Below are 15,946 nucleotides of genomic sequence, written 5' to 3'. Positions count from 1 at the left end.
CAGGTATCTGAAGCGTGTACTCTGAATGTTGGCTCGTGTGACTTTAATTAAGTATTTCGCTCCGGGGTTGCCGCTTAAGACTATACTGACTACTTTGGCTTTGGATTAAAGCTTAAGGCAGTGGATACCGGCAATACAGAGATTTGATGCTGATAGACAGATAACTGCTTTTAATGGGCATTATCACCGATGTTAACAATAGTCTGTTAATTTTTTTGACACATATCTGTTTCGCTTGCCGTCGGGACACCGGATGAGCAGGTTATGGAGTTGAGTGGAAGGAGTCGCTCTAGTGAGCAGATGGAGAGGATCATGTTCGAATATATTCTTAAGGAAGATCAGATTAAGGTGCTTTGGCTCGGTAAGCCACTGGCTGACCTGAACAATGTGCCTGCAGAGCTGAAAGATAAGGTTACGATTGATCTGGCTAAACAGCCTGAACAGGCGATGGAGATGCTGGGTAGAGTAGCTTACCAGGTTATCGTTGTTCTGCTGAATCAGGACGATTTTGAATTTCGCTACAACTGGCTGCGCAAAGTGGTGGCGAAGCATCCGGGTATTATACGGATAATGCTGAATGATGGACTACAGAACTATCAAGTGGCCAAAGCATCCGAACTTTGTCACCGTTCGTTACTATTTTCATCCGGTGTTACCGACCTGTTTCATGAGGTCGGCCAGAGTCTGCGACTGATTCAATCGAGCAATAAACCGGTGGTCAGGGAGTATGTCGGTGCGATTGAAAGGTTACCCTCATTGCCGGGAGTGTATGTCGCTCTGAATGATGCACTGGCATCTGATATCAACGGTGCTGGCGAGATTGCTGCGATTATCGAACGGGACCCGGCGATGAGTGCCAAAATTCTGCAGCTGGTGAACTCTGCTTTCTTTGCGCTCAGTAGTAAGGTTTTTAAAATCAAAGATGCGGTAGTGATTCTTGGCGTACGTCAGATCCGTGACCTGTTTCTGGTGTCGCGTATATTTGAGCATTTTCCTCAGGATAGAAACTGGTCTGGATTTTCCTTCGAAAACCTGTTTGATCGCTGTATGGTGGTTGGTCGGTTTGCCCGGGCGATCTGCCGTGAGCAGCGTGTGAATGCCGACATTGCCGACAAGGCATTTCTGGCAGCGCTGCTTCAGGATATTGGTATGCTGGTGATCGCTACCCGTGAAGCTGAGCACTACAGTGAGGTGCTTCAGGAGGCTTCACGCTTGAATCACCCGTTGTATGCGATTGAGAAACTCCGGTTGGGAGTCACCCATATGGAGGTCGGTGCGTATATGCTGGGGTTGTGGAACCTGCCGCCTGAAGTTGTGGAGGCGGTACTTTATCACTCTAATCCTAATGCAACCTCGAGTGAAAAATTCACTCCGTTAACGGCGGTTCATCTGGCGGATGCAATTCTGCCTGATGTGGTAAATGTCAATGATTGCCATATCAGCAGCCAGATTAGTGAAAAATATATCACCCGTCTGGGGCTGCAGAATAAGCTTCCCCGCTGGCAACAGATGTCTGAAGATTTTGCCTCGCAGCTCTATTCCGGGTCGGGGAATGGTTTTTAAACCGGTTTCTGAACTAATCCCTGGAAATGAGTGAGTGCTTGTCGGGAAAGCTTGGAGTGATGGGGGCAGGCTGATAGAATGCGCGGCCTGTTTTGTTTCTATATTCCGAGGTTTAGATGGCACTGCCTGTTGTTGATCCGTCCCAGTATGATGCTCAGCTGAGCGAAAAAAAATCTGACATCGAACAGCAGTTTGCTGACTTTAATCTGCCCGGCATTGAGCTGTTTGAGTCGGCAAAAACCGCCTATCGACTGCGGGCCGAGTTTCGGGTGTGGCACGAAGGTGATGACCTTTACTATGTGATGTTCCAGCCGGGTGATAAGCATCAGCATAGCCGCCTCGAGACCTGTCCCATGGTGTCTGAGCCGATTCAGCAGGTGATGTTTGAACTGCTGAATTATCTGCGCCCTAATGAGTTGCTGCGCCGTCGCCTGTTTCAGGTGGATTTTCTCAGTACGCTGTCCGGTGAGGTGATTATCAGTCTGCTTTACCATAAAGCACTTGATGAGGCCTGGATAGAGGAAGCAAAAAAACTAAAAGATCATTTCGGTATCCATTTTATCGGCCGTAGTCGTAAAACCAAGATTGTAATGGATCAGGATTATGCGCTGGAGAAGATGCAGCTTGGTGGTCGTGAACTGATCTATAAACAGGTCGAAAACAGCTTCACGCAACCCAATGGCGGGGTGTGCATTAAGATGTTGGAGTGGGCATTGGATGTAACCCGTGATGCGGGTGGTGACCTGGTGGAGCTGTATTGTGGTAACGGCAACTTCACCATGGCGCTGGCGCAAAATTTTGGCCAGGTCATTGCGACCGAGATCGCCAAAGTGTCTGTCGATGCGGCGCAATACAATATTGCTGCTAACCAGGTCGATAATGTGAAAATCCTGCGGATGTCCAGTGAGGAGTTTTCCCAGGCGTTGCAGGGGGTGCGTGAATTTCGCCGCCTGAAACAGAGCGGTGTTGATCTGACCCACTACAATTTCAGTACCGTCCTGGTTGATCCTCCGCGCAGTGGTCTGGACGACGAAACCGTAAAACAGGTGGCTGAGTATGACAATATTGTCTATATCTCCTGCAACCCGGAAACACTGCACGAGAACCTCAAACAGCTTACCGTTACCCATACTTTGCAGCGTTTTGCCCTGTTTGATCAGTTCCCCTATACCCATCATCTTGAATGTGGTGTCTATCTGACACGGAAGTAACGATAGCAAAGGGATGAATAATCCATTGAGCATGTGATGGAGAACCCGGATTTAGCACTTTAAGTATTGTATTTTGATACTGTTACTGTGGAGATAGTGTTACTTGGACGATAAAAAGATACTTTCGAGATCACTTTATCGGGAGGTAGTGTTATGCTCAGGACTAAAATTTCAGCGCCGGTGATCACGTCACCGGTATTATCAGTTGCTTCATCGTTCTATCAGGGAGAGTAGGATGTCAGCACTTCTTCGCATCAATGGTTTTCTGGCCTTTATTGCCATCGCCTTTATCAATGCCTTTGTCGATCTTGGGCATAAGATCATTATTCAAAACACCCTGTTTAAAGCGTATGACGGCGATCTGCAGATCGTGCTGACGGCGGTAGTCAATGGATTGATTTTGCTGCCGTTCATCATGTTGTTTACCCCGGCGGGGTTTCTGGCGGATAAGTACCCGAAAAACCGGGTGATGAAATTTTCTGCCTGGGCGGCCGTGGGTGTCACGCTGTTGATTACCCTGAGTTATTTTCAGGGGTGGTTTATTGCCGCCTTTGCGCTCACCTTCATACTGGCGTTGCAAAGTGCATTTTACTCGCCGGCTAAATATGGATTTATTCGTGAATTAGTCGGCGAAGAGAACATTACCGAAGGTAACGGCTGGGTTCAGGCGGTGACCATGATCGCTATTCTGACCGGTATCGCGGTGTTTTCTTTGTTGTTTGAGATCCGTGTTGACGGGGCTTTTCAGCTCTCGCCAGAGCAAAGCCTGGAGATGATCGCGCCGTTAGGCTGGTTGCTGGTGATTGGCTCGGTGTTTGAGCTGGTGCTGGCGTATCGCTTGCCGAAAACCCGTGAAACAGATCATCAGGTCAGCTATGACTGGCAGGCCTACCGCAGTGGCAAGACGCTGACCCGTAATCTGTCGATGATCTACCATAACCGGACTATCTGGTTATCAATCATCGGTGTGGCGCTGTTCTGGTCGGTCAGTCAAGTGATGTTGGCGGTGTTTCCTGCGGTGGCTGAATCTCATCATGGCATCCATAACACCTTTATCATTCAGGGCACGATGGCGCTCGCGGGTGTGGGTATTATGGTGGGGTCGGTGCTGGCCGGACGCTGGTCGCCCCACTATATCAATATTGGCCTGATCCCGTTGGGGGCTGTAGGCGTAGCGGCAGGGCTGGTTCTGTTGCCGCAGGTTTCATCGGTGTTCTATCAGGCGATGGTGTTCTTTCTGATCGGGCTCAGTGGTGCGCTGTTAAATGTACCGCTACAGGCACTGATTCAGTTTAATGCCAGCGGCAAAGAGACCGGCAAAGTGCTGGCGGGCAGTAACTTCATTCAGAATATAGCGATGCTCGGTTTTCTCTCGTTGACCGTGTTGTTCGCCTGGGCCGGGATTGATGGTCTCTGGTTGCTCTGGCTGCTGGCTTTGATGGGTGTTGTCGCGGCGCTATTTGCTATCAGGATGTTGCCGCAGGCGCTGGTGCGGGTACTGGTGGCGGGTCTGATCAAGCGTAAATACAACTTGCAGGTATTGGGGTTTGAAAATCTGCCCCGTGCTGGTCAGGGGGTATTACTATTGGGAAATCATATCAGCTGGCTGGACTGGGCGATGATTCAGATGGCCTGTCCCCGTCATATTCATTTCGTCATGGAACGTTCAATCTATGAGCGCTGGTACCTGAAGTGGTTTATGTCGATGTACCGGGTGATTCCGATCTCCAGCGGTCATAGCCGTGAGGCGCTGCAAACAGTCGGTGAACTGATCAGTGCCGGGCAAGTGGTGTGCCTTTTCCCTGAAGGGGCGATCAGTCACACCGGTCAGATCGGTGAGTTTAAAAAGGGTTTTGAGCGCGCCTGTGAAGAGGCTGAGGGGGTGATAGTTCCCTTCTATCTGCGGGGACTGTGGGGCAGCCGCTTCTCCCGCTCAACCGATAAGATGAAAATGATTCGCCGCGGTGGCCTGAAGCGCGATGTAATCGTTGCTTACGGTCAGCCAATGCCGATCAGCAGCAGTGCCTCTGAGGTCAAAAAGAAAGTAACCGAGCTGTCGATTCATACCTGGGAGCGCTATACCGGCACACTTCAGCCGCTGCCACAGAGTTTCATTCATACCGCCAAGAGTGCTATGTCTGATATGGCGATTACCGATGTTCAGGGGGAGCCGTTAAGTTATCGTCGCTTACTGACTGCTGTGGTGCTGTTTAGTCAGCGGTTGAAAAAAACACCGGGACAGCGCATGGGGCTGCTGTTACCCACCTCAAGTGCCGGAGCGATAGCCAATCTGGCTGCGCTGTTTGCCGGACGGACGCTGGTTAATATTAATTTTACCGCGACTGAGTCGGCGCAGCTGGCGGCGCTGGAGCAGGCCGAGGTTAAGACGGTCGTCACGGCGCACAAGTTTGTTAACAAACTCAAAGCCCGTGGGCTTGACCCTGAAGCCCTGTTTGCAGGGCGTCAGGTGGTCTATATGGAAGATCTCAAGGCGGAGATCGGTAAAGCTGAAGCGATGGTGACGATGGGCTTGCTGAGTGTGCTGCCAACAACTGTGCTGCAGTGGTGGCTGGGAGCCAGCACGAAGATGGAGGATACCGCTGCGATCCTGTTCTCTTCCGGCAGTGAGGGAGCGCCCAAAGGGGTGATGCTCAGTCATCGGAATATTCTCGCTAACCTGCGTCAGATTGCCGATGTGCTGAATGTCCGTGAAGACGATTGTATTATGGCAACGTTGCCGCTATTTCATGCTTTTGGTCTGACTGTAACCTGCTTCCTGCCGCTGATTGAGGGGTTGCCGGTGGTCTGCCATCCGGACCCGACCGATGCGGTAAACATCGGTAAAGGGGTGGCGAAATACCGGGCAACGATGATCTGTGCGACCTCAACGTTCCTGCGTCTCTATACCCGAAGCAAGAAGCTTCATCCGTTGATGCTACAGTCGATTCGGGTGGCGGTTGCGGGTGCTGAACGACTCGACCCTGCTGTGCAGCAGGCGTTTGAATCCCGTTTTCGGGTGCCGGTTATTGAGGGTTATGGTTCTACCGAGACGACTCCGGTTGCCAGTGTTAACCTGCCTGATCATCTGTCGGTTGATGGCTGGTTTGTGCAGGTGGGAACCCGCCCGGGGACAGTGGGTCTGGCGTTGCCGGGTTCGACTTTCCGCATCGTTGATCCCGTATCCCTGGAGGAACTGCCAACCGGAGAAGATGGACTGATTCTGATCGGGGGCACCCAGATCATGAAGGGCTATCTGAATAATCCGGAAAAAACCGCCGAGGTAATCGTCGAAATGGATGGTTTGCGCTGGTATAAAAGTGGCGATAAAGGCCATCTGGATGAAGACGGCTTCCTCACGATCGTTGATCGTTATTCCCGCTTTGCCAAGCTGGGTGGAGAGATGATCAGTCTGGGTGCGGTTGAGCAGGAGGTGAGAAAGCACCTTGTCGATGATGAAGCCGCGCTGGTGGCCATTAATCTGCCGGATGAGCGTAAAGGCGAGCAGATTATATTGCTGCTGGATGCGGATATTGACGTTGATAACTTCAGAAGCTACCTGACCAGTCAGGGTGTTCCGCCACTGATGTTGCCGGCGAAAGTGTTCCGGGTTGATGAGATTCCGTTACTGGGCAGTGGTAAAACGAACTATCCGGCGGCAAAAGCACTTGCGGAGCAGTTGCTGGTTTCAGGCTAGAGGCTGCTTTTTAAACCGGGTCTTGTTTCAGGCCCGGTTCCTTCTCTGTATTATTCCTCTTAAACCTTGCGCTGTTACCCTGGTGTCAGGCGTTGTTCAGCCGTGTGATGGCCTTCCCTGTGTTGAACTCGAAGGTTGCTTTTTGGATGATTGAGTTTGTTGTCTTACTGATATGTTATACTGTAACATTGCCTTTTTTTGTAAAGACGAAGGGTGTGGGTAATGAAACTGTTGAGTGGGGTGTTGTTAGCACTGGTTGCGCCCGTTGTGGTTGCTGAGGGGATTGAGCGACAGTTCGAGAGCCATGAGCATGGTAAGGCCGTCATGACAGTGGTGTTAGAAGGCAAGGCATTGCAGATAGAGATTAACTCTCCAGCGGCCAATATCGTTGGCTTTGAGCATGCTCCAGCTGATAAGCAGCAGAAGGATGCTCTGATCTCTGTGATTGGGCAACTAAAAAAACCAGAACAGTTGTTTGTTTTTCCTGACGGTTCTGCCTGTCTGGCAGATCTGGCAGAGGTTCAAACGACCATGATGGACGATCATGAGACAGATCATGACCATGAAGCGAGTCACGACCATGAGACAGGTCATCAAGCAGATTCTGGCCATGACGGAGATAATCATAGCGATTTTCAGCTGTCATATCAGTTTCATTGCGGCTCTCCCGCGTTGCTGAAGGGTTTCTCCGTTGAGCTGTTTGAATATTACCCACAGATGAAACAGCTGCAGGTTCAGCTAATTGGTCCTTCTGGTCAAAGTTACCAGCAGCTAGATGAAGACAACAGATGGATAAACTTTTAAGTTTGGCGCCGATGGACGCTATACCGGACGCAATCATTCAGCTCGATAATGTCGTGTTTGGCTGGCCGGATAGCCCGCCTGTTCTGGATATTCCTGCGCTAACCGTTGCCGCAGGTGAACGAGTTTTTCTGAAAGGCCCTTCGGGGAGTGGCAAAAGTACGCTGCTTAATCTGATCGCTGGAATACATACCCCACAGCAGGGGCGTGTCAGCGTATTAGGACAGCCTCTGCATCATCATGGCAGCGCCTGGAGAGATAACTTCAGGGCTGATCATCTAGGATTGATCTTTCAACAGTTTAATCTGCTTCCCTATCTTTCGGTGCTGGATAATGTGATGTTGCCCTGTCGGTTTTCAACACGACGTAAAGCGCGGGCAACTGCACGTTATGGGTCACTCGAGAATGCTGCGATACACCTGCTGGAGCATCTGGGAATAGCCAGTGATGTGTTGCATGGCAGAGGGGTGACACGGCTTAGTATTGGCCAGCAGCAACGGGTGGCTGTGGCCAGGGCGTTGATTGGTAGCCCTGAGCTGGTTGTCGCAGACGAGCCAACCTCCGCGCTGGACAGCGATAGCCGTGACGGGTTTCTTAATCTGCTGATCAGTGAATGTGAACTGTCCGGGAGTACGCTGGTTTTTGTCAGCCATGACCGCTCGTTGGAAGCGCACTTTAGTCAGATAGTTTCATTGGGTGATATTAATCATGCAAAGGAGTGCCTGTGAAAGTTGTTTTAATGCTGGCATTGCGCAGCCTCTATAACCGGCGTCTGACAGCGATTATGACGGTGATCTCTATCTCTGTTAGCGTCGCGTTGCTGCTCGGGGTAGAAAAAATCAGAACAGAAGCGAAGAGTAGCTTTAGTTCTACCATTTCGGGTACTGACCTGATTGTCGGAGCGCGATCCGGGTCTGTTCAATTATTGCTCTATTCCGTTTTCCGCATAGGTAATGCCACCAATAATATCAGTTGGCAGAGTTATCAGGAGATCGCATCCCAGCCAAAAGTGGAGTGGACGATCCCTATGGTACTGGGCGACTCGCATCGGGGTTACCGGGTGCTGGGGACTACCGCCGACTACTTTAAACACTACCGCTATGGACGCAAACACACCTTAGCCTTTCGCGACGGGCAGCCGTTTGAAGCCCTGCATGATGTGGTGTTGGGGGCCGAGGTAGCGAAACAACTGAATTATCAGCTAGGTCAGAAGGTTGTGATTAGTCATGGCACTGGCACTACCAGCTTCAGCAAACATGAGGACCAGCCTTTTACGGTTGTCGGTATTCTTGAGCCAACCGGGACGCCTCTGGATCGTACGCTGCATGTTAGTCTTGCTGCGATAGAGGCTATCCATATCGATTGGCAGTCGGGCAGTTATATACCCGGTTCCGGGGGCACGACCCCAGTATCTGAACGTAAGTTGGAGCCAAAACAGATCACTGCGATTCTGGTTGGGTTAAAGTCAAAAATGTCGACATTTCAGCTGCAACGGTCCATTAACAACTACCGCAAAGAGGCGTTGCAGGCAATCCTGCCCGGCGTGGCGCTGCAGGAACTCTGGAGCATGCTTGGTATCGTTGAAAGTACCCTGTTAATTATCTCCGGGTTTGTCGTCGCCACGGGCTTGTTTGGGATGCTGACAGCGTTGCTGACCAGTTTGAATGAACGTCGGCGTGAGATGGCGATTTTGCGAGCGGTTGGCGCGCGACCCTGGCAGGTATGCTTGCTGCTGGTGCTGGAGACCGGTGGGTTGACGCTATCGGGCATTTTGCTGTCGCTGATTTTTCTCTATGGTGGACTAGCCATTTCCATCCCTTTTATTGAAAACCACTTTGGTCTCTTTTTAGAGCTAAGCCTGCCTGGACTATATGAACTTAAATTGCTGTCGCTAGTCTTTATAACGGGGCTTTTGTGTGGGCTGTTGCCGGGCTATGGTGCTTATCGATATAGTCTTGCCGATGGCATGACCGTGCGTTTGTAAGAAGGGTAAATGAGGAAAATAATGCATAAAATAATTGCTCTGTTGTCTCTGATGGTAATTGTCTGTGTGGCGCCGGTGAAGGCTGAAACGGTTAATGGCGAACAGGTTGAGACGATTGAGTGGGATATTCTGATGCCCGCTGACTATTCACCGATGGAAATCTTTGATACCAGTCAGTTCTCATCACTGGATGACTATGATCCCATGGCTGAGATAAAGCTGAAAGTGATGATGGAGGCGTTGAGCTCGGCGCCGGTTGTTCCGGAGATGGACGGCAAAATGGTTCGTATCCCAGGCTTTGTCGTACCGCTGGTGGAGGAGGGCTTAAAGGTGACCGAGTTCTTTCTGGTGCCCTATTTCGGTGCCTGTATTCATGTGCCGCCACCGCCTTCCAATCAGATTATTCATGTGACCTACGAGCCGGGTGTTAATGTTGAGAACCTTTATGATGCGGTCTGGATTGTCGGTAAGCTAAGTGTTAAAACGACAACGCACGAGCTTGGCTCTTCCGGGTACAAAATCGATGCTTTTAAGGTTGAAGCTTATAAAGAGTGAGTCAACAGATCTTAAATTGTGGCACCATAGTGTGTTTGGAGCTTTCTGTATCTGGAGGTTTTCCACAGCTTCATGCATAATACCTGACTAATATGGTTGGTTAATAATTTTTATTGTTTACATGCACAGTAAAGCCACAGGCTAAGGTGTTATTTCATGCAAAATATTAAGAATATTGTTGCTGTCGCGTCCGGTAAAGGAGGCGTAGGTAAATCTACAACGACCGTTAATCTGGCATTGGCAATGGCGGCAGAAGGCTATCGTGTGGGTATTCTCGATGCCGATATCTATGGTCCGAGTATGGGGACGATGCTGGGCGTTGCACCGAAAACTCGTCCGGAGCCCTCCGGTGAAAACGCGATGAAACCAGTAATGGCGCATGGACTGGAAGTGATGTCCATCGCTTTTCTGATTGATGACTCGCAACCGATGGTATGGCGCGGCCCGATGGCCAGTGGCGCGTTGCAGCAGCTAGTTACCCAGACCCTGTGGGGAGATCTTGATTTTCTGTTTATTGATATGCCGCCGGGCACCGGTGATATTCAGCTGACAATATCCCAGAAACTGCCTGTGAGCGGCGCCGTGATTGTGACTACACCGCAGGATATCGCGTTGCTGGATGCCCGGAAGGGGATTGAGATGTTTCGCAAGGTGGATATTCCGGTGCTTGGTATTGTTGAGAATATGAGTGTGCATATCTGTAGTCAGTGTGGTCATGCAGAGGCGATCTTTGGCAGTGGCGGTGGTGAGGATCTGTCCCGCACTTATGGGGCGCCTTTACTGGGCCAGTTGCCGCTTAAAATGTCGATTCGAGAAGCCGTTGATAGTGGTAAGCCTACTTTGGTGGCGGACCCTGACGGTGCTGAATCCGCAATCTACCGTGCGACTGCGCGTCAGGTCGTTGAAGCGCTGAAAAGTCGGAGTGGTGTGCAGCAAGCGATGCCGAATATCTCTATCAGTCAGGACTAACCAGGCATACCCCGGATGCCGGGTTCTGGCGATCAGCTACCGCATTTTTTTTCTGAAAATGCGGTTTTTTTTTAGCAAAAACGATATTATGTGCGGCCGCACAATATAACCAATAACTGGAACTGAAAAGATGGGTATCAAATCAGACAGCTGGATTCGCCGTACCTCACTTGAACAGCGCATGATCGAACCGTTTGAACCGGGCCAGGTGCGTCGTCGTGGAGAAGAACGACTGATCTCCTATGGTACCTCCAGTTATGGTTACGATGTTCGTTGTGCCGATGAATTTAAAATTTTCACCAACATCAACTCCTCTATTGTCGACCCGAAAAACTTCGATGACGGCAGTTTTGTCGACGTGAAATCTGATGTCTGTATTATTCCGCCAAACTCATTTGCGTTGGCGCGGACGGTTGAATACTTTCGCATTCCCCGTGATGTTCTGACCATCTGTCTGGGCAAAAGTACCTATGCCCGTTGCGGTATCATCGTTAACGTGACGCCTCTGGAGCCCGAATGGGAGGGGCATGTGACGCTGGAATTTTCTAATACCACGCCGCTGCCTGCGAAAATTTACGCCAACGAAGGTGTTGCTCAGATGCTGTTTTTGGGGGCTGATGAGGTGTGTGAAACGTCTTATAAAGACCGTGATGGCAAATATCAGGGGCAAACAGGGGTGGTTGTTCCTCGTACATGATTGAACCAAGCGAAAAAATCCAGAGTTTCTGGCAGCAGGTAGAGCAGACAATTGACCGGCTGTTGACCAGTGAGTCAGAGAATCAGTTTGATAACGAGTCACTGCTGCTGGAATACAGTAAAAGCCTGAGAGGTATTGATGCTAACCTGACCTTCCACTTCGAACGTGATGAAGGTGAGGGCAGTGTTGAGATGATCTTTGGCTGCGATGGCTATCCTGAATCGATCAGTTCAGTGCTGACGCTGGTGGGTGCTGCACCCGATATCGGTGGGGTCAGTTTTGTGGCCTTTAATAATCGCTACGATCCGGTGCCTGCCACGGTTAACTTTGGTGATGAGCAGTTTCAGCTGGATGAGTTCTGGTTTGGTTACCGGGTAGAATCCGGGCGTTATCATCTGGACATCTATATGCAGGATCTTCCCGAGTCGCTGGATATGGAGCCGCGTATTGAGGCGGTGATGATCTATCTGGATGCTTTGATTGGCGAATACGATCTAATGACCCGGGTTTCCACCCTGGACTGGTATGATCTGCCGGCAGATCCGGTAGATTATGTGCTGCAGCCGTTGTCTGAGCTGCGACACTGTTTTGATCAGCAGCGTAATCATATTAGCCCGATCGGGCTAATCTATCATTGATTCAACCGCTTTGGTTTAACCGCGTTAATTGTCCGACAGTATGTAGATGCTACCCTCTTCATCCTCTTCGCCAGTAAACGTGCTGCACCAGAGTATCTGACTAAGCATGATCCATCCTCTTATTATATTGATCCATAGAGGTATGGAATCTGGCCCTTTACTAAAGATTCCTGCCTCTTAATACTGCTTCGGCTGAGAGTGTGTAAACATTAGTATAGGTTATAGATTGGCGGTTTTTAGGGTCGATAAGCTAAAATAATTTAGGTGAAAACTGTAGTCAGCTGCAGTGTGGAGATAGAGATGAGTCAGATACTGACAACACTGATAGAGCAGGTGAGGGCGGACTATCTGCTGCTGATGGAGCAGGATGCGGGTCGATACCCTTACACCACTGCTGAAAAAATCTGTAATGAACGACTCTACCTGAACGCGGATGAGTTGGCACGGATCGTTGCTGAAGACCCGACTCTGCTGGCGGCGCGTCGTGGTAATCTCATCGCCAGCGAGAAAGAACGGGATAACCCCAGTGTCGGCATGATCATCAGTGCTAATATTGCCGCGGCGATGATGGAAGGTTTGATGGATGTTGCACTTGAGCGGGGCTGGCTGGTTGTGGATGATAATGGCCGGCTGATGCTTGACGCTGAAGAGTTAGCGTTGCCTGAGCCTGACGCAGCAGAAGTGGATTATAGTCTGTCTGAGACGGCCCGTGAGAACCTGGTGTTGCCCGGGGAGAGTCTGCTGACCGGGGTTATGAATCGGGCTGAGTCGGCCTTCTCTGAGCGGTTAACCGATTCCCATCAGAATGCGTACGCTCTGGCGTTGCAGGTTGCCTCAGAGTACTCCCTGTTTGCCCCTGATGATCTGGCGCCGCTGGTGGATGAAAATCCGTTGCTTCTGGGGTTGCGAGGCGACGGGATGGTGGATGAAGATATGTTTGAAGGTGATCCGCCAGCCGGTATGATCGTCAGTGCTCATCTGACACAGATGGTGGTCTCGCAACTGTTAGAGCTGGCAGTGGAGCGGGGTGTACTGGGAAGTGATAGCAGCGGTCATCCCTTGCTGCCGGAAGATGATAGCCCGACCCCGGTTATTCACTGAATCCTGATAGGCCTCTGTTAGCTGCAGCGGGCCTTTCGTAATGGGCTTTTCTGAGCCTTAGCTTTTTGTGTAGTCTTGCTGAGAACGATCCAGTTCTCCGATATCCAATAGGGGGGCTGCGTCCAGATGCTGAGCGTTAAGCATGAATGCGATCCGCTCCAAGCTTGACACAATCATCGACTGTTCCCAATTCTGCATATCTTCGAAGTTTCTCACAAAGATGTCCTGCTGTGTAGTTGGGGCACCTTTCATCAGCTCGTTGCCGGTTTCTGTCAGGCTGACCCAAACCTTACGTTTATCTTCCCTGCCTCGTTCGCGGGATATCAGTTCCTTCTTTTCCAGGCGGTCCAGAATGCTGGTCACCGTTGCTTGCGTCAGCACCATCTCTTTAGCCAGCTCGCCGGTGGTTAGCTGTATGTTTTCACGTAGAGTCTGCATCACCATCAGCTGCGGCGGGGTCACCCCGGTACTGCGGCTGATCTCCTTATCCTGCATATCGGTTGAGCGAATAATCTGACGTAGCAGCACCAGTGCTTTCTGGCTGTTTTCCATGGCTTGTCCTGAGTTGTAGTTGGTTGGCTATTCTACGGAATATCCTGACTTTTTTCCACAAATCGATCTATAGTTTGCCTGAATAATTAGCATAACAAAGTATATTTTTAAGGGTTTTGTTCTAAATAACCATTTATATAGGTTGTTTAACGCTGCTTAGTATGTTTTATAATATAAAAGTAATTTGCAAAGCTAAATAAATGTAATTCTAAATATTAGAGGGACAATGGATATCTCAAGCGTAATTTTACGCAACCCCACAGCTGCCGATGGTTATGCAGTGAATCAGCTTATCAATCACATTCCCGAACTCGACAGTAACTCATGTTACTGCAACCTGCTGCAGTGCAGCCATTTTTCAGAAACCTCGATACTCGCGGAGCATCAGGGTCAGGTGGTTGGCTTTATCAGTGGCTATCGTAAGCCGCAGGCACCTGACACGCTGTTTGTCTGGCAGGTAGCTGTTTCTCCGAACGCCCGTGGATGTGGGCTTGCAACGAAGATGTTACTGAATTTACTGGCATCTGAAGCAAACCGTTCGGTGTCTCATGTTGAGACCACTATTACCTCAGATAACGCTCCGTCCTGGGCGTTGTTTACCCGTCTGGCAGACCAGTGCAATGCGCCTCTTGAGCGCGCTCTGATATTTGATCGTGTGACTCATTTTAATGATCAGCACGATTCAGAGCTCCTGGTCCGTATTGGACCAGTCCAAAAGTAATATTTCGTAGTTCGATATAAATTATCCACTAATTCTTACTAAGAGTGCTTTTATGAAAATTTTTGAACAGATTGAATCTGAAGTTCAGTCCTATGCCCGTTCGTTTCCACGTGTCTTCAACAAGGCGCAGGGAGAATACCTCTATGATGAAGATGGCACGCGCTATCTTGATTTTCTCGCCGGTGCCGGGACACTTAACTACGGCCACAACAATCCGATGTTTAAAGAGAAGCTGCTGGAGTATATCCACTCCGACGGCATCACCCACGGTCTGGATCTGCATACCAAAGCTAAAGGCGAGTTTCTTGAAGCGTTTAATGAAAAAATTCTTAAGCCCCGCGGTCTTAACTATGTGATGCAGTTTACCGGCCCTACCGGAACGAACGCTGTCGAGGCGGCGCTGAAGCTGGCGCGTAATATCACCGGTCGTGAAAATATTATCAGTTTCACCAATGGCTTCCACGGTGTCACCATGGGCGCGCTGGCGGCTACCGGTAACTCTCACCACCGGGGTGCTGCGGGTGTCAGCCTGAGCGGTGTCAGCCGGATGCCGTATGACGGTTATCTGGGAGACGATATTGATACCACCTTGTATCTGGATAAGGTTCTGAGCGACTCCAGTAGTGGTATCGACAAACCTGCCGCGGTCATCGTTGAGACCGTTCAGGGTGAGGGCGGCATCAATGCTGCCAGTTTCACCTGGCTGCAGGAGCTTGAAAAAGTATGTCGCAAGCATGATGTTTTGCTGATTGTCGATGATATTCAGGCCGGTTGTGGCCGTACCGGTACCTACTTCAGCTTCGAGGAAGCGGGTATCAAGCCGGATATCGTGACTCTGTCAAAATCCCTGGGTGGCTACGGACTTCCGTTTGCGGTTGTTCTGTTTAGTCCGGAACTGGATCAGTGGAAACCGGGTGAGCATAACGGCACTTTCCGGGGCAATAACTTCGCGTTTGTTACCGCAAAAGCTGCGATTGATTGTTACTGGTCCGATGACACCTTTGCTAAAGATGTGCAGATGAAAGGGCGTTATGTCAAAGAGCGTCTGGAGCAGATCGCCAAAGAGTATGGTGATGGCAACTTCTCTACCCGTGGTCGGGGGATGTTCCAGGGCATCAACTGTGTCAGTGGTGAACTGGCAGATAAGATCACCTCTAAAGCGTTCCAGAATGGCCTGATGATTGAAACCAGTGGTGCGGATGACCAGGTCATTAAGTTGCTTTGCCCTCTGATTATCAGCATGGACAACCTGAAAGCCGGTATCGATATTCTCGAGAACGCTATTCGTGAAGTCTGCGCCAAAGAGGATAGCTTTATGGAGCAGAAGAAGTACTTCGATCAGGTCAGTCTGGCCAGCTAAGGATGACGCAGCAGGATCTGATTCATCTTTTGAGAAGAGAGGGGGGCGTGGGTACTGCTTCCCGAGAGGTCGCTGAAGTGTAAATACAGGCTTCACTGTA

General features: G+C 50.2%; 14 protein-coding genes. 13 read left to right on the top strand and 1 reads right to left on the bottom strand.

Features of this window, described 5'->3' with window-relative positions:
• The first annotated feature begins 312 nt into the window (after positions 1 to 312).
• The 11 genes from Q0499_RS11915 (at position 313) to Q0499_RS11865 (ending at position 13,213) form a co-directional block, all read left to right on the top strand.
• Positions 313 to 1,563 carry an HDOD domain-containing protein gene (locus Q0499_RS11915; protein WP_299199627.1) on the top strand — a complete coding sequence of 417 codons (1,251 nt, stop codon included), beginning with the start codon at positions 313 to 315 and terminating at the stop codon, positions 1,561 to 1,563.
• Between the two features lie 116 nt (positions 1,564 to 1,679).
• Positions 1,680 to 2,774: a tRNA (uridine(54)-C5)-methyltransferase TrmA gene (gene trmA, locus Q0499_RS11910; protein WP_299199625.1), complete on the top strand. Its 1,095-nt coding sequence runs from the start codon at positions 1,680 to 1,682 to the stop codon at positions 2,772 to 2,774.
• Between the two features lie 235 nt (positions 2,775 to 3,009).
• Positions 3,010 to 6,468 carry an acyl-[ACP]--phospholipid O-acyltransferase gene (locus Q0499_RS11905; RefSeq protein ID WP_299199623.1) on the top strand — a complete coding sequence of 1,153 codons (3,459 nt, stop codon included), beginning with the start codon at positions 3,010 to 3,012 and terminating at the stop codon, positions 6,466 to 6,468.
• A 222-nt stretch (positions 6,469 to 6,690) separates the two neighbouring features.
• Complete coding sequence (locus Q0499_RS11900) at positions 6,691 to 7,272, top strand: DUF2796 domain-containing protein (protein WP_299199621.1); 582 nt, start codon at positions 6,691 to 6,693, stop codon at positions 7,270 to 7,272.
• Complete coding sequence (locus Q0499_RS11895) at positions 7,257 to 7,997, top strand: ABC transporter ATP-binding protein (protein ID WP_299199618.1); 741 nt, start codon at positions 7,257 to 7,259, stop codon at positions 7,995 to 7,997. The genes Q0499_RS11900 and Q0499_RS11895 overlap by 16 nt, the downstream gene beginning before the upstream one ends.
• Positions 7,994 to 9,253: an ABC transporter permease gene (locus tag Q0499_RS11890; protein WP_299199616.1), complete on the top strand. Its 1,260-nt coding sequence runs from the start codon at positions 7,994 to 7,996 to the stop codon at positions 9,251 to 9,253. The genes Q0499_RS11895 and Q0499_RS11890 overlap by 4 nt, the downstream gene beginning before the upstream one ends.
• Positions 9,254 to 9,274: 21 nt before the next feature.
• Complete coding sequence (locus Q0499_RS11885; RefSeq protein ID WP_299199614.1) at positions 9,275 to 9,808, top strand: DUF3299 domain-containing protein; 534 nt, start codon at positions 9,275 to 9,277, stop codon at positions 9,806 to 9,808.
• Positions 9,809 to 9,964: 156 nt separating this feature from the next.
• Positions 9,965 to 10,777 (top strand): iron-sulfur cluster carrier protein ApbC, encoded by an 813-nt coding sequence (gene apbC / locus Q0499_RS11880; RefSeq protein ID WP_299199612.1) that lies wholly within the window; start codon positions 9,965 to 9,967, stop codon positions 10,775 to 10,777.
• 130 nt (positions 10,778 to 10,907) lie between these two features.
• Positions 10,908 to 11,474: a dCTP deaminase gene (dcd, locus tag Q0499_RS11875; protein WP_299199611.1), complete on the top strand. Its 567-nt coding sequence runs from the start codon at positions 10,908 to 10,910 to the stop codon at positions 11,472 to 11,474.
• The gene (locus Q0499_RS11870) at positions 11,471 to 12,112 is read left to right on the top strand and encodes a hypothetical protein (RefSeq protein WP_299199609.1); all 642 of its coding nucleotides are present in this window, start codon (positions 11,471 to 11,473) and stop codon (positions 12,110 to 12,112) included. Before dcd ends, Q0499_RS11870 begins: the two co-directional genes overlap by 4 nt.
• Before the next feature lie 300 nt (positions 12,113 to 12,412).
• Positions 12,413 to 13,213 (top strand): hypothetical protein, encoded by an 801-nt coding sequence (locus Q0499_RS11865; RefSeq protein WP_299199607.1) that lies wholly within the window; start codon positions 12,413 to 12,415, stop codon positions 13,211 to 13,213.
• Positions 13,214 to 13,270: 57 nt separating this feature from the next.
• Here the strand turns inward: Q0499_RS11865 and Q0499_RS11860 are convergent, their stop codons facing one another.
• Positions 13,271 to 13,765, bottom strand: a complete 495-nt coding sequence (locus Q0499_RS11860; protein WP_299199605.1) for a MarR family transcriptional regulator — start codon at positions 13,763 to 13,765, stop codon at positions 13,271 to 13,273.
• Positions 13,766 to 13,991: 226 nt separating this feature from the next.
• On the opposite strand from Q0499_RS11860, the gene ectA reads away from it, so the two are divergent.
• Both ectA and ectB read left to right on the top strand, forming a co-directional pair.
• Positions 13,992 to 14,486 (top strand): diaminobutyrate acetyltransferase, encoded by a 495-nt coding sequence (gene ectA / locus Q0499_RS11855; RefSeq protein WP_299199603.1) that lies wholly within the window; start codon positions 13,992 to 13,994, stop codon positions 14,484 to 14,486.
• Positions 14,487 to 14,538: 52 nt separating this feature from the next.
• Positions 14,539 to 15,846, top strand: coding sequence for a diaminobutyrate--2-oxoglutarate transaminase (gene ectB, locus Q0499_RS11850; protein ID WP_299199601.1), 1,308 nt, complete (start codon positions 14,539 to 14,541; stop codon positions 15,844 to 15,846).
• The last annotated feature ends 100 nt before the right edge of the window (positions 15,847 to 15,946 follow it).

Origin of the sequence: uncultured Amphritea sp. (assembly GCF_937127095.1) — a bacterium.
Classification (GTDB): Bacteria; Pseudomonadota; Gammaproteobacteria; order Pseudomonadales; family Balneatricaceae; genus Amphritea.
This window is presented reverse-complemented; position numbering and strand designations above follow the sequence as displayed.